The sequence below is a fragment of the Dyadobacter endophyticus genome (assembly GCF_014641595.1).
Classification (GTDB): Bacteria; Bacteroidota; Bacteroidia; order Cytophagales; family Spirosomataceae; genus Dyadobacter; species Dyadobacter endophyticus.
Genome location: NZ_BMIA01000001.1, coordinates 1,474,945 through 1,487,272, shown reverse-complemented (window position 1 = coordinate 1,487,272; position 12,328 = coordinate 1,474,945). Strand labels below are relative to the sequence as shown.

Here is a 12,328-nt window from a genome sequence, read left to right as displayed (position 1 = left end):
ATGCTAACCAAACAAGACCCTGGAAAAGGAAAGCTGCTGATCTATGGCGCGACCGGGCACACCGGCAAGATGATCTGCCAGGAAGCAATTAAGTGTGGGTTGAATTTTGAAATCGCGGGCAGAAATCGTCGGAAACTGCTGGCGCTGTCACAACAATTGAGTGTGCCTTTTCATGTCTTTTCGGTGGAAGACAAGACGGAATGGTCTAAGGCGCTCGCTGAAAAAACGTGCCTGCTTAACATTGCCGGTCCATTTAGCGAAACTGCGGAAATGGCAATGCAGGCATGCATTACCAACGGGGTACATTACGTGGACATTACTGCCGAAGTTGATATCTACCGGCTTGCGGAATCGAGAAACGCGGCAGCCGTCGCAGCAGGCATCATGATACTTCCGGGTGCAGGGCTATTCTCTACCTACGATCCACTGGTAGTACATACGGCAAAACGGGTGGAAGCGCCTGCCGCTTTACGTACGGCGTTTCAATACAGTGGTGGCTTTACGCCCGGCTCGATTGCCAGCAGTGCAAATATCATCAACGCGGGTGTGCTGGTTAGAAAAAACGGCTCGATCCAAAGACTCGACCATAGCACCCCGGCAAACTTCGATTTCGGCGAGGGGCCCATGGAGTGCCTTCCTACTCCGTTGGGAGGCGTTGTACTTTGCTACCGATCCACCGGGATACCGGACATCGAAGAGTATTTTCAAATGAAATTGCCCGTTGCAGATGGTGAGCAGGCTCAAAAACCTATTCAGGACGGACAGGAACAAGCAGATCTTTGGGAGGCGCCGAGCAAGATTCTGGTGGAGATAACCGGGGCCGACGGCGACAAAGTGAAATCGCTGGCTATTATGCAGGCCGGATACATGCCTACTGTGAAAGCGGCGATCCAGGTTGCTTCGCGCGTATTGCATGGATCCTTTAAAACGGGCTTTCAGTCGCCTGCCTCGGTATATGGGGAGGAGCTCCTTCAGGACCTGGATGTGCGCATCGTCGACCTATAATGATAACCAGCATTAGCCGACCAGAAATTATCCCCGGGGATTTCAAGGTAATTCGTGTGCCTGCCAAAGATCAGTTGGAAAGCTGCCTGCCCTACAACAGAAAAGGTATTTTCAAGATCAGCATTCATCAAGGAGCCAACACGATCCATTTTGCCGACAAAACAGCCCAGATCCAAAAGCAGGCTATCTTATTTTCGAGGCCGAATATGGTATACCGCTTCGAGCCGCAGGGAAAGCAACATCCGGGTTATTTGTGCGTATTTACGGAGCGTTTTTTCGATCAATTCGTCAACATCAATGACTACCCGATGTTTCGGCCATGCGCATCGCCGGTGTTTGAAATATCGAGGATACAGATGGAGTCCTTTAATGAACTTTTTGCCGCCATTGAGCGTGAAGTTGGGCTGGATTTCATTTACAAGTACGATGCTGTAAGGGTATTAGTACTTCAACTGATACTGGATACACTCAAATTACAGCCAGGCTGCGAGTTAAGAAGGCAACAGGTCAACAGCACTATGCGTCTGAACACGCACTTCCATGAGCTGCTGGAAGGACAATTCCCCATCCTGGATGCGTCCCATAAAATGCATTTGAGACATCCGGCCGACTTTGCGCAGGCGCTGTTTGTACATACAAACCATTTAAACCGTTCATTGAAACGAGGGACAGAAAAGACGACCTCACAATTGATCGCCGAACGTATTTTCCTGGAAGCAAAACATCTCCTGCAAAATATGGATTGGAATGTAAACCAAATCGCCTGGTCACTGGGCTTTGAAGACCAGTCCCACTTTATCAAGTTCTTCAAAAAAGCCGCCGGGATTACGCCCAATAAATCAAGAATCAGGTTAATCGACTGATCTTTGCATCAGACTACATCCGTCGCCAGCTTTACATGCCGTAGTGAAAACTTAACCGATCATTTACAGTAAAACTTGTAAACTTTCTGATTAAGTTTCTGTTAGATCAATTTCTGCGCTTGGGTGGAATTGAGCTTGGTTGCAAAATCTTCAGATCCAAGAAAGTCTATTTAGATTCCATACATGATAGCAGCTGAGGTTTGCCCTCATCTTGATCGTTAGTGATTGAAAAGTGCAGAGCATCCTTGACTGCTCAACCCCGTTGTATAAAATCCCCCTGACGTATCTCTAGTCAGGGGAAACTGGTAGCAATTACTAATAAGTGATCAGATAGGCTTTAATTGATAGCCGCCGTTTTGAATTTCTCAAACATCTTCTCGATGTCTGCCCAATCATAATACATTACTCCGCCGATCCGCATAAAACTGAGTTGGCGGCTAGCGCGCATGGCATGCAGTTTGCCCGGTGACACATCGAGCAGTTTCCTTACTTCCCGAGATTTAAGCCATTGTTTGGATGGCTGCGCGCCTCTACCTGCAAGCAGCCGTCTCATTTCTGAGAGCATTTGCTCCTTAAATTTTTCCAGATCCGCCAAAGTGACTAATTGATGTGTGAACAACGCTGAACTTTCCTCTGATTGCTTGCCCTTCTTTTCCATTGCTGCTTGCTTTACGTTAACAATCAAAAACATCGAATGCAAGGAACAATCGATGTTTTTGACCGGAAAATAGTAGGCAGCATTTGATAATTGCTTCCTCTTTTTCCCAGTGGAATAAAAAGAATTAAGTGCAGTTCGACGCGGGCGCATGGAACTGCACTTTGCAATCAGTAGTCTGTGAAGATATGACCTTCGTGTTCGCTGTATCCTTCTAAAAACAAGTCCTTAGCGAAGGCTTCGTAGTCGAAGTACCTCTCCAGACTCGCTGGCACACCTGACAAAAAACCTGTGTCTTCGACATATTGGTAGGTGTATTCAAGTGCGGCGTCCTTCCCTGAACCGCCAAAGAATCCTTGGTAGCTTTGCCGGAAACTTTCAAGTTGGTCTTCCAGCTCGTATCCGTTGGACGGCCAGTAGTTGACCTGCTTACAGTAAAGCTCGAATGCTTCGGCAGCTTCATCATCCATTTCACCGTGGCTTCAAAGTAGGCGAACGCCTCTTTATGAAGGCTGCATTCGGATATCAAAAAGTCCGGAATGTTTTCCCAGTCCTGGAACATTAACTCCGGATCGAATTCATTTCGATGAAACTCGTGGCAGTCTTGCAGGAATTCTTTGAGATCAGAATATTCCGTCAGGTCAAACCATTTACCGAACAGCGACCCGCTGTTATACTGACCGTAGGTTCCAACATAGATTTTTGGAGCATTTTCGAGATTTCTCATAATTGAAAGGCATTAAGTAGCTATGGCCCGGCGGGGCCGCCCAGGCTTTGTGCTCAGGGCAATCGCTGCCTTCCACTCAAAGAAAAAATGACGGGGCTTGTCCCCCTGGTTGCAAGCCCATACGGCGGTTTAAGGTGCGGCTGGCAGTTGTGCGACCAGCTAAAAAGCCGGATGACGGAGTGCAGGCTTGCAACCGTCATTTTTTGCTTTGTAACTTTCGTTTGCACTGATCACATCTTAACTTCGGCGCCCATTGAAGTACCTTCTCCGCGGTTTATGAAATGTCCATTACTATTAGTTACATTTTACTTATTGGCTGGATTAACTTATGCTCAGACATCAAAGGTTGATTCGCTGGTTATCCGGAAGTTGAAGGGCCTGCATGTTCCGGGCCTTGCCACAGCAAAGGTTGAAAACGGGCAAGTTTCCTGGACGCGTTATTACGGCTTCCAAGATATGGAGCAGAAAATACCGGTGACAGATTCAACGGTTTTTCACATCGCCTCTATTTCCAAGACAGTAACGGCTGCGGCCGTTATGCAACTCGAAGCAATGGGATACTTCAACCTGGATGATGACATAAACCGCTTCCTCCCATTTCGCGTCATCAATCCATCGTTTCCAGCTACTCCGATCACGTTCAGACAACTGCTCCGCCACCGCTCGTCGGTAACCGATAATATGGACTACCTGCTTCCATTTTGGAAAAATGAGTATCAGGGAGCAGATATCCCGTTGGAAATGTTTCTTGCAGACTATCTATCTGCTGGTGGCAAGCACTATCATGCGAATAAGAATTTTGCCAATGCCCAACCGGGTAGCAGCTTCGAATATTCCAATATTGGCTTTGCATTGCTAGGCTATCTTGTCGAACGGATTTCGAAGACCCCGTTCGACCAGTACTGCAAAACGCATCTGTTCGCTCCGCTCGAAATGCATCATACCAGTTGGTTTTTAGAAACGCTCGAATCACACCGACTGGCAGTGCCTTATCAGTATTCAGACTCGCTCGGCCGGTATGAAAAATTGCCCCAAGGCAAATATCCTGACTACCCCGCAGGCCAGTTACGATGCACAGTAAATGATCTGGCGAAGTTTCTTGCCTGCTGGTCAAACGACGGAGCGTATGCTGGTAAGCGTGTTATTGACGCTAAGTCAGTACAACTTCTGACACCCAAAGACATGAGCCTGGGGTTTCACACCTGGTTTATGTATTTGCTCAACACGGAGACACCCACATATAGCCATAGCGGGCATGGTCCTGGTATATCCACCTACATGCTTTACGACCCATTTTCAAAAAAAGGGCTGATTATTTTGATGAACGGAGAGCTTTCCGATTACTTCGAATGGAGAAAATTGATTGATTTACTCTGGAAATCGTAGACAGCCCTGCCCCTCACTTTACTTAAAACCAAGTTATATGATCGATAGAAAAGCACTTTTGGTAATTGATATGCAAAAGGGCTCGTTTACAGAAGCCACCCCTCGTCACAACACCGAAGGAGTCGTACAAATAATCAATTCGCTTGCAGCGGCGTTTCGCGCTAAATCTTGGCCCGTGTTATTTATTCAGCATGATGGTAGCGCAATGAACGAGTTTGTGCCCTTTACTACGGAGTGGGAATTGCTGGACGATCTGGAAATTGATCCTGACGATGTTCGTATTGACAAATATGCCAATGATGTGTTCTATCGCTCGAAACTCGGGCAGAAACTGGAAATGCTTGCCATTAACGAATTGGTTATTACGGGCTGCGCCACAGATTTTTGTGTTGAATCCACGATTCAGTCAGCGGTTTCCAAGGATTTTAACGTAACCGTCATCGAAGATGGTCATACCACCGGCAACAGGCCGGGTCTGAAAGCAAGTCAGTTGATTGACCACTACAATTGGGTATGGAAGAACATGATCCCCACAAATGGGAAAATCGAAGTATTACCCCATCATTTATTTCTTCAAAAGATTCTCAACGACTGATTCCGTTCCCTTCCAAATCAATTTCCTTTGGAAGGATACCGGCGAATTCAGACCAGCAGGGTCCGTCGGGCAGCGGTTTTCTACCAAATTCTACGTGCATCACACGGCGGCGATGATTGGAAGTTGTGCGGCTGGAAGCATGAAGCAATAGCGGCTTCATTAGCATGATCCCGCCGCGCCGGACATCGCAAATAACCTCCCGCTCGGTAGACCAGTCGATGTCTTCGGCGCGGTATACCCCTTTGGCATGCGACCCTGGCACAACCCGGAGTGCCCCATTCGTTTGATCGGTATCATCCAGGTGAATCCGGATCGTAAAATTATCTTCCAGGATTTCCAGTGGCGGTTGAACCGCAAATTGTCCCTGTTTTACAGTCCATGGCCCAAAGCCGGGATAGTCACCCTTTTTATCGACCGAGATCGTAAGGTCCTGGTGATAAGGGACAAACCAGTTTGACTTCTCTGGTTTATCGAAATAGATAGATTTAATGATAAAGTAATCGTTTCCGAAAAGCCGGTCAATCAAATGGTTGAGCTGCTGATTCACAACCTGATGTTGAATCTGCGGAATTTCCTTCACAAATTGCCTGATTGCGAACAGTTCGCCATTCTGACGAAATGTATCATTGCTGGCATCCGCATTGGAAATGGTTTGCAGCAACATTTCGATTTCGTCACCAGTAAAAATCTCATTGATTACAAAAAAGCCGTCGCTAGCGAATTGGCGTTGGACGTCGTCATAGTTGATCACAGGTAATTGCGGGTAGGTTTGCAGCAAAGTAAGTGAAATATGCTTTTACAGAAAATACAGACTACAAGCATTCTCCGTCGGTATAGGACATGATGCCATGATACTGGGCTTCACAAATATTCCCGTACGTCTTTCCGTCCGACCCGCAAACCGGCCTGTAAATATCCGGGCAGTTAAGCGGTTCCGGTGCATCCTCTTTACAGCTAAGGCAAGCCAGCATTAATGTAAATCGTAAGATGTTCCTCATTGATTGGCTATTTGTCAAAAATATTTCAACTATGATCTTCTATCCAAGCATTGAACAAAAGCAAGTATCATCACTTGGACCCTGAACATTCACCGTTTTGATAAGAAGTAATTCCATGGGCGAACGCTTCACATTCGTTGCTATATGTTTTGCCGTTACAACCACAAACCGGGTGGTAAATATGATAACATCCAGAGTCATTTCGTGGTTGTTCCTGGCAGCTAGGATCAGGATCTTTGTCTCCATGGCAACTTGAAGCTACTACCACCATGAGTACCGCCAGTGTAAGTGGCGAGCGCAAAAATTTTCGAACTGTCATGGCCTGATGGTTTTATCTGGGACGAATCGAGGATATGGTGATCCAGTTTCCTTGTTTTTTCGCTCCGTCGCTCTCATCTTTTTCAAAACGTATCCACACGTCCTGATTCCCTCCCTTATACGGCTCGGAAACATTCGCCCGGTATGTAATTGAATCGACCGTCACAAGCCATCCACCGCACCAGCCACAAAACAACGGATCTGCTCTGCCAATGTATGCAGCTTTCTCCTCTGGCTGCACATCGCGACAGCCATACAAACCCAGTAGCAAAACGAGGTAATGCAATTTATTAAATGCAAGGCTCTTCATACGCTCATACTTTGTTTTCCAAAAAGACACCTACGCTTGTTGTAACGTTGGAAGAGAGCCCTTTTCAAAAAATCATAGCTAAGCACAAAGCGTGACCAATTTCAAGGAGCTTCTGCAAGTTCCCTTTCCAATGTCTTGAAATAAGTGTCAGGAATTTCGCCGGAGTGATATGCTTTCTCAATTAATGGGAAGTAGCGATCCTGATACGGCCTGTTCGCATGCCAAACTATTATCCATGCAGCATTGACTCCTTCCATTCCAACCACGCTTAATTTTGGCCAGCCCATTTGCGCTATAATCTTCGCCAAAATGGCCTGGTTTGCTTTATCGTTTGCCTGCACCTTTGCAGCATAGGCTAAGTACCGCTTATCTGTGCCAGGCACACTCATCAAACTATCCCGGTACAACTGATCTACCATCAGCATTTTCGAAAGCAATTGGCGGATTTGCACAACGCTATATTCACGTACCCGTATTGAAGAATCGATATCAGCCTGCACTACTCTGGACCTAGTACCAAACCAATCAATCGATGCAGGTCTATCATTGCCGCCTGCGCGGGTTTGCGCGAGCGCATCGACAGCGACAAACATTAGTCCCAAGCAAAATAGGCAAGAAATCAATTTCATTATTGACATGGATTTATATTGACGGGCACATCCGATTTATGCAGTACAATCTAGGGATTTCAAATCGACCCACCGAAAACTGCTGCCAGGTCTCACCCTAGTGGACAGCCCCCCTGCTCGGCTTTCAAAATTAGGGAAAACGCTTCTGCGAGTGCCTCTAACAGCTCATATTGGTGTACCTCATTACATTCTCCCGTCGCCTCGCAGATGCTCATCTTGCTTAAACCATATTCGACCCAGTCTTCCAGAATCTGGGTCCAATCATCCTGGCTGTATGCCTCAAAGAACCTTTTAAGGGCAAGCACTGGCTGTTCTGATTCCGAGAGAGACAATCTCCTAATCGTTCCGTTGTACTTTGCAGTTAGCTGCTTGATCTCCCGCATATATTGAAAATCCTTCGCAATCTGCTCTTCGCTAAACGGAGAAAAGCTGTTGCGTTGCTTTTCATCCTCGTGTATGCCAGTGGTGTCGAGGATCAGCCTTCCAGTATCGATCATTTTAGTCAACTGCTTCCACAGCGAAATAACCGTTGATGGCTCTCCACGGAAAAGGAATGGCTTGTCACCTGTCACCGCTTTCAACCAGTGCCATAAATCTACGCGTAGATATTCTAAATCCCCAGGTTGAAAGAATACCAATATCTCTTGAAGTGCTTGTGTTACTTCGGCGTTATAGCTTTGTGATGGATTGATCCCTAAATTCTCCATAATCCAAGTTTTTACGGCAAGGAGCCAAACAGCTCAGACGTAGCGAACCATAGCTCCTTGTATCCTACCAATCACGGCTGGTATAATACTTCCGGTCAACAGTTGACCTTCGCCAGTATATTTCCTTTATTTGTAACCATGAGCACAGCAACAAAACCAAATCATATTGGTCATAAGATTGGCCGCATTCGCGAACTACGCGGACTTAAGCAAGAAGTCCTCGCGCACGAATTGAAGGTTAGCCAGCAAACGGTGTCGAAAATCGAGCAGAGCGAGACTATTGATGAAGAATTGCTCGAACAGATCAGTAAGATACTGGGTGTGCCTGCAGAGGGAATCAAAAATTTTAGCGAAGAGGCTGTTTTCAATATTATCGCCAACACCTTCCACAACGAGTCGGTGGCCTACGTTGAAAACTACAAATGCACTTTTAATCCACTGGATAAGCTCATTGAAGCTTATGAAGAAAATAGGAAACTCTATGAGCGCTTGCTTCAAAGTGAACGAGAGAAGGTAGAGCTTCTAAGTAAAAAGTAACAATAAGAAAGCCGCGTCGACGCGGCTTTCTTGCTTATCATGAAAATCTAGCGAGCTCGGCTAACGAGCTATTCTGCCTGCTGACGGGGCTTTCTGCCACGTGGCTTACCTGTGTATTCAGGTTTCGGAGCCTCAGCTTCAATCGCCAGCTCAAATCCTTTGGTAGTCTGATCAAAGTCAAAAGTCGAGATTTTGAAAATCAGCTTTTCAGTTTCGAAGTTGACGTTACCTTTTTTCAAGATAATCGCTAGTGGAATTACATGGCCTCTGCCGCTTTTTTCGAATGAAAAAGTCTGCTCAGAACTTGTAGATGGGACTAGGTATACAGATTTAATTTTTCGCTTTCCCTCCTGGGTGCCGATTTTGAATTTGGTGGACTCCGGGTCAATTCCCAGATCACGCAGTGCAGTTGCTGGAAAAACAAGCTTGCCTGAATTAGAAATGTAGCCAGTTGGAAGCAGTGCTTCTTTTGCAGCCTCTTTGGTTTTTGATACGTTTTCCTCTGGGGAAAAGAATTTAATTGCTTTAAGCTTCATGGGTGTAGCGGGTTATTTTTGGCTAAAATAGATTATTCTTCGCAGAAACCTGCATCTACATGCCAATACCTCGCTTTTTCTGTTTTTTGAACTCAGGTTTTACCTGTTTTTCCACACCCATTTCTAAGTTTTGCGCGAGCCGCTTTTCGATCGATGAAAGCGAATAGTTACGCCCAAGATCCGATCCTTTGATCTTGATTTTTTTTCGGACATCAAAAAAAGCAATACCACGTCCGGTGTAAGTTTTGTAACCCTTGGCTGCCAAATGCCTTTCTAATTCATCGATCGAGGTTATGCTATTTAAGGACTCATCAATTGAACTTCTAAGTTTTAAATGACTATGATCAACTAGTGGAATTTCGATGCCACGTGATTTGTTGATCCGCATATCAGGCGTTTCGGCTAATCCCAATTCCTTTTCCATTCTCCGGCAGAACTGACCTGTTCGGGCGTAATTCTTAAAATGATACGCAGTGTTCTTTCCGTTATGGTTGATCCGGTTTGCAACAATATGGAAATGTGAATTTCCACTATCCTCATGTCTGAAAACAAGCATCTGGTTGTCATCAAATCCAAACTCTTTGGCAAACTCGGTAACAATTTGCGCTATCGTTTCGTTTCCAGGCCTTTCACCTGGCGCGAAGCTAAACGACTGATGCCAAACGAATTTACTGAGTTTGGTATTTTTCATGTGGTTATCGATGAATTGTTTGGCTATGTAGTTCATGTCTAGCCGTCCGTCACTGTGTGTTTTGATGGCAAGGTTTTGGATGTGAACCAATTCTCCTCTGACCATATCTGTGCTAAGCTCGGCTTTCATCCTTGCTGATATCTCCTTTCCATAATAGCAGTAATCCAATATCCCTTTGGCGTAACTGCCCAAGCCAGCTTTTCCGATCATCCCTCTATCCGTTTATGCACCATCCGTAGCGCTTTTTCGATTTGATCATGCAACGAGTTGGGATCAGGATTCTGATCTTTCCAGATAGGCACCAGCTCTTCTAACGGCGAGGCGTAATACGCTTCATACTTACGAAGTAAATCACTTGCACGCCGGTGTATCGCTTTGACTCTTTCCAGCATTAGAAGTTTGCTCTGGCGTTCACCCATGCTATGGTTTAAATAAACTGCTAGCTCATCGGCCGAGCTACAAATCTGGGAAAGGCTTTTCTGAAAACAACGAATCTCAAAGTTTTCAAAAATCCAAAGTGTAATCAGATCTGCGAGCAATCTGACACGCTGGCTACTATGTTCCCACTGCCCTGAAAGCATCTGATAGCCCTTGGTCTTTAAAACCGCAACAGACAGGACGCCCGCAAGCTGCTCCAGAGTCCGGATCGTTTCAGCAGTCGCCTTCGGAAGCGTTCTTTTCTTCGGTCGTTTGAAGGGTATGTCCAGCGCCAGTGTCAAAAAGAACTGACTGGCGGAAAGCCCGCTTTTCCCAATGAGCTCATTAATCTGTCTTTTCTGATCAGCGCTCACCCATACTGAAAAGTGTTCCCTTTTGGCAGTACCTTTTTCCTTCGACGGTCTGCCTTTTTGTTTCTGATTTTCCATGTGTCTTTCTTGATTAGCTATGAGCCGGAGGCGAATAGCAGGGGTCCAGGGGTTTTCCCATGGCCAGCTCCCGCCGGGGAGTCGCTTTTTGCGACGTACCGGCGATAGCTGGCTATGGAGGAAACCACCGCGCAGGATCTTTCCTGACCGTTTCTGGCTCAATTTTCCTTTTAAATAATTTTTCTGGATTGCTTATTGACTCTTTGGAGCGCTTTCTGACTCTTAATGCCCCTCAAAGACTCCTTTGGAGCGCATATAGATCTTTCTGTATCACTTTTGGATCAATTTTTCCTCTGCAAAGGCACTTTGACCAATTTTCGTCGCGAGTCGAATTCGTAAGACTTGCCGAATGCATATTTGCCGCGTTTTGATGGCGAAAGAATGAGATACTTGATGCCACCTGACGTTTCCGTCTCACCTTCCCGAATCAACGCCACATAGTCCGGTGCATTTTCGTAGGCCGAAACGAAATCCTCGATCCGCTGGTAATCCACATACGTACTCATGTATACGTAATATAAGATTCCAAGAACAAGTGCCGTAATCGAATACGGCAATCCTTTGCCTAAGCCATGGATGAAAGCTTCCCAAATCGAATTGAATTGGATCGTCTTCACAGAGTCCTTGATCTTGCCACTCAGCTTTTTGTTCTCATCCAGAACTGCCCGGAGCTGGCTATCCATGTTTTGAAACTGGGCCTGGTTGTCCAGCAGTATAATTGCCGACCAGTCGTCCATTTCGATTTCATACCTGGCCAGGTACTCCGCTTTGATCCTGGCCAGGGTTTGTTTGCTGATTGATTCGCTAGACATCGGCAAAATTGATTTGGAGTTCTCTTTGGAGCCTTAATCTTGGCCCGATTGTATAGGTATCCAGCGCAAGGCCTTTACGGATGCCCGTCAGGATTTCTGCCCCGAGAAATGACTCTGGTTCAAAGTCGCCAAACCTGCGAAACACAAGTCCTGAGTCTTTACAGTTTTCCCGAAGCTCCTGGGTCAAATGTGGAAACTTGCGGAATGTGGCCATACTTTGCCAGACGATGATTTCAAAATCCGTTTTGACAAGGTCAAACATCCTTAGCAAATAATCGATGGATGGATTGTAGGCACCTCCGCCACCGATGACGATATGAAACGTGATTTCAAAACCCAGTCCCTCTGCAAATGCTTTGAGAGGTATATCGTACTCGATGAGCGATGGAAGCTGCTCGCTTTCCGGTGCTCCGAAATCAAAATAGGCTTCTTCAAAATCTTCCTTTGCGATGCTCTGCAAATAGGCCAGTAAATTGTCTCTTACCAGAAGGCCTTTCTCGTCTAACAGGTTGGCAACATCGGATTGATCCTGATCGACGAATTTCAACTGACGTGTACTGGTCTGCGTTGAAGCGTCCACGTCGATAAAAAGACATTTGGGGTCTCGATAATGTTTGAGGGCAAACAGGTACATCAAAATAGATTTACCTACGCCTCCTTTGGCTTGTACTATAAAATGTAAGTTTCTCATTG

18 protein-coding genes and 1 pseudogene are annotated in these 12,328 nt (G+C 46.0%); 5 read left to right on the top strand and 14 right to left on the bottom strand.

The annotated features are described in order from the left end of the window. Both IEY24_RS06145 and IEY24_RS06140 read left to right on the top strand, forming a co-directional pair. A complete protein-coding gene (locus IEY24_RS06145) occupies window positions 1-1,005 on the top strand; it encodes a saccharopine dehydrogenase family protein (RefSeq protein WP_188929681.1) in 1,005 nt (334 codons plus the stop codon). Continuing rightward, a complete protein-coding gene (locus IEY24_RS06140) occupies window positions 1,005-1,868 on the top strand; it encodes a helix-turn-helix domain-containing protein (protein ID WP_188929679.1) in 864 nt (287 codons plus the stop codon). The genes IEY24_RS06145 and IEY24_RS06140 overlap by 1 nt, the downstream gene beginning before the upstream one ends. A gap of 337 nt (window positions 1,869-2,205) precedes the next feature. On the opposite strand, the gene IEY24_RS06135 is transcribed toward IEY24_RS06140, so the two are convergent. The 3 genes and pseudogenes from IEY24_RS06135 to IEY24_RS32940 form a co-directional block, all read right to left on the bottom strand. Further along, a complete protein-coding gene (locus tag IEY24_RS06135; RefSeq protein ID WP_229221485.1) occupies window positions 2,206-2,676 on the bottom strand; it encodes a helix-turn-helix domain-containing protein in 471 nt (156 codons plus the stop codon). Between the two features lie 17 nt (window positions 2,677-2,693). Further along, window positions 2,694-2,993, bottom strand: coding sequence for an antirestriction protein ArdA (locus IEY24_RS32945; RefSeq protein ID WP_262892349.1), 300 nt, complete (start codon window positions 2,991-2,993; stop codon window positions 2,694-2,696). Between the two features lie 74 nt (window positions 2,994-3,067). Then, window positions 3,068-3,250 (bottom strand): annotated as a pseudogene (locus IEY24_RS32940) (antirestriction protein ArdA); the annotation flags it as partial. 87 nt (window positions 3,251-3,337) lie between these two features. Here IEY24_RS32940 and IEY24_RS06125 point away from each other — a divergent pair. Then, window positions 3,338-4,636, top strand: a complete 1,299-nt coding sequence (locus IEY24_RS06125; protein WP_188929677.1) for a serine hydrolase domain-containing protein — start codon at window positions 3,338-3,340, stop codon at window positions 4,634-4,636. A gap of 37 nt (window positions 4,637-4,673) precedes the next feature. Further along, window positions 4,674-5,231: a cysteine hydrolase family protein gene (locus IEY24_RS06120; RefSeq protein WP_188929675.1), complete on the top strand. Its 558-nt coding sequence runs from the start codon at window positions 4,674-4,676 to the stop codon at window positions 5,229-5,231. Here IEY24_RS06120 and IEY24_RS06115 read toward each other — a convergent pair. The 6 genes from IEY24_RS06115 to IEY24_RS06090 all read right to left on the bottom strand — a co-directional run bounded on the left by IEY24_RS06115 (window position 5,221) and on the right by IEY24_RS06090 (window position 8,193). Next, window positions 5,221-6,009 carry a phytanoyl-CoA dioxygenase family protein gene (locus tag IEY24_RS06115; protein ID WP_229221483.1) on the bottom strand — a complete coding sequence of 263 codons (789 nt, stop codon included), beginning with the start codon at window positions 6,007-6,009 and terminating at the stop codon, window positions 5,221-5,223. The two genes, IEY24_RS06120 and IEY24_RS06115, sit on opposite strands and share 11 nt — an antisense overlap. Window positions 6,010-6,043: 34 nt before the next feature. Continuing rightward, entirely contained in the window at window positions 6,044-6,202 is a 159-nt protein-coding gene (locus IEY24_RS06110; RefSeq protein WP_229222083.1) for a Kazal-type serine protease inhibitor family protein, read from the bottom strand. 97 nt (window positions 6,203-6,299) lie between these two features. Then, window positions 6,300-6,500: a Kazal-type serine protease inhibitor domain-containing protein gene (locus tag IEY24_RS06105; protein WP_188932192.1), complete on the bottom strand. Its 201-nt coding sequence runs from the start codon at window positions 6,498-6,500 to the stop codon at window positions 6,300-6,302. A 60-nt stretch (window positions 6,501-6,560) separates the two neighbouring features. Then, window positions 6,561-6,857, bottom strand: a complete 297-nt coding sequence (locus IEY24_RS06100) for a hypothetical protein (protein ID WP_188929671.1) — start codon at window positions 6,855-6,857, stop codon at window positions 6,561-6,563. A gap of 101 nt (window positions 6,858-6,958) precedes the next feature. Then, window positions 6,959-7,486, bottom strand: coding sequence for a DUF6624 domain-containing protein (locus IEY24_RS06095; RefSeq protein ID WP_188929669.1), 528 nt, complete (start codon window positions 7,484-7,486; stop codon window positions 6,959-6,961). Between the two features lie 92 nt (window positions 7,487-7,578). Next, complete coding sequence (locus IEY24_RS06090) at window positions 7,579-8,193, bottom strand: hypothetical protein (RefSeq protein WP_188929667.1); 615 nt, start codon at window positions 8,191-8,193, stop codon at window positions 7,579-7,581. A gap of 138 nt (window positions 8,194-8,331) precedes the next feature. Between IEY24_RS06090 and IEY24_RS06085 the strand changes: the two genes are divergently transcribed. Then, the gene (locus tag IEY24_RS06085; protein WP_188929665.1) at window positions 8,332-8,730 is read left to right on the top strand and encodes a helix-turn-helix domain-containing protein; all 399 of its coding nucleotides are present in this window, start codon (window positions 8,332-8,334) and stop codon (window positions 8,728-8,730) included. 68 nt (window positions 8,731-8,798) lie between these two features. Here the strand turns inward: IEY24_RS06085 and IEY24_RS06080 are convergent, their stop codons facing one another. From IEY24_RS06080 to IEY24_RS06060, 5 genes are all read right to left on the bottom strand, one after another. After that, window positions 8,799-9,266: a hypothetical protein gene (locus tag IEY24_RS06080; protein ID WP_188929663.1), complete on the bottom strand. Its 468-nt coding sequence runs from the start codon at window positions 9,264-9,266 to the stop codon at window positions 8,799-8,801. A gap of 55 nt (window positions 9,267-9,321) precedes the next feature. After that, window positions 9,322-10,167 carry a relaxase/mobilization nuclease domain-containing protein gene (locus IEY24_RS06075; RefSeq protein WP_188929661.1) on the bottom strand — a complete coding sequence of 282 codons (846 nt, stop codon included), beginning with the start codon at window positions 10,165-10,167 and terminating at the stop codon, window positions 9,322-9,324. After that, window positions 10,164-10,823 (bottom strand): hypothetical protein, encoded by a 660-nt coding sequence (locus IEY24_RS06070; RefSeq protein ID WP_188929659.1) that lies wholly within the window; start codon window positions 10,821-10,823, stop codon window positions 10,164-10,166. The genes IEY24_RS06075 and IEY24_RS06070 overlap by 4 nt, the downstream gene beginning before the upstream one ends. Window positions 10,824-11,104: 281 nt before the next feature. Beyond that, the gene (locus IEY24_RS06065) at window positions 11,105-11,635 is read right to left on the bottom strand and encodes a hypothetical protein (RefSeq protein ID WP_188929657.1); all 531 of its coding nucleotides are present in this window, start codon (window positions 11,633-11,635) and stop codon (window positions 11,105-11,107) included. After that, a complete protein-coding gene (locus tag IEY24_RS06060; RefSeq protein WP_188929655.1) occupies window positions 11,628-12,326 on the bottom strand; it encodes a P-loop NTPase family protein in 699 nt (232 codons plus the stop codon). Before IEY24_RS06060 ends, IEY24_RS06065 begins: the two co-directional genes overlap by 8 nt. Window positions 12,327-12,328: the final 2 nt, after the last annotated feature.

Excerpts from the sequence above, each read along its gene's own strand:
- IEY24_RS06145 (WP_188929681.1), top strand. The coding sequence starts at position 1 with ATGCTAACCAAACAAGACCCTGGAAAAGGAAAGCTGCTGATCTATGGC.
- IEY24_RS06140 (WP_188929679.1), top strand. The coding sequence starts at position 1,005 with ATGATAACCAGCATTAGCCGACCAGAAATTATCCCCGGGGATTTCAAG.
- IEY24_RS06135 (WP_229221485.1), bottom strand. The coding sequence starts at position 2,676 with ATGCGCCCGCGTCGAACTGCACTTAATTCTTTTTATTCCACTGGGAAA.
- IEY24_RS32945 (WP_262892349.1), bottom strand. The coding sequence starts at position 2,993 with ATGGATGATGAAGCTGCCGAAGCATTCGAGCTTTACTGTAAGCAGGTC.
- IEY24_RS06125 (WP_188929677.1), top strand. The coding sequence starts at position 3,338 with ATGACGGGGCTTGTCCCCCTGGTTGCAAGCCCATACGGCGGTTTAAGG.
- IEY24_RS06120 (WP_188929675.1), top strand. The coding sequence starts at position 4,674 with ATGATCGATAGAAAAGCACTTTTGGTAATTGATATGCAAAAGGGCTCG.
- IEY24_RS06110 (WP_229222083.1), bottom strand. The coding sequence starts at position 6,202 with ATGCTGGCTTGCCTTAGCTGTAAAGAGGATGCACCGGAACCGCTTAAC.
- IEY24_RS06105 (WP_188932192.1), bottom strand. The coding sequence starts at position 6,500 with ATGGTGGTAGTAGCTTCAAGTTGCCATGGAGACAAAGATCCTGATCCT.
- IEY24_RS06100 (WP_188929671.1), bottom strand. The coding sequence starts at position 6,857 with ATGAAGAGCCTTGCATTTAATAAATTGCATTACCTCGTTTTGCTACTG.
- IEY24_RS06095 (WP_188929669.1), bottom strand. The coding sequence starts at position 7,486 with ATGAAATTGATTTCTTGCCTATTTTGCTTGGGACTAATGTTTGTCGCT.
- IEY24_RS06090 (WP_188929667.1), bottom strand. The coding sequence starts at position 8,193 with ATGGAGAATTTAGGGATCAATCCATCACAAAGCTATAACGCCGAAGTA.
- IEY24_RS06085 (WP_188929665.1), top strand. The coding sequence starts at position 8,332 with ATGAGCACAGCAACAAAACCAAATCATATTGGTCATAAGATTGGCCGC.
- IEY24_RS06080 (WP_188929663.1), bottom strand. The coding sequence starts at position 9,266 with ATGAAGCTTAAAGCAATTAAATTCTTTTCCCCAGAGGAAAACGTATCA.
- IEY24_RS06075 (WP_188929661.1), bottom strand. The coding sequence starts at position 10,167 with ATGATCGGAAAAGCTGGCTTGGGCAGTTACGCCAAAGGGATATTGGAT.
- IEY24_RS06070 (WP_188929659.1), bottom strand. The coding sequence starts at position 10,823 with ATGGAAAATCAGAAACAAAAAGGCAGACCGTCGAAGGAAAAAGGTACT.
- IEY24_RS06065 (WP_188929657.1), bottom strand. The coding sequence starts at position 11,635 with ATGTCTAGCGAATCAATCAGCAAACAAACCCTGGCCAGGATCAAAGCG.
- IEY24_RS06060 (WP_188929655.1), bottom strand. The coding sequence starts at position 12,326 with ATGAGAAACTTACATTTTATAGTACAAGCCAAAGGAGGCGTAGGTAAA.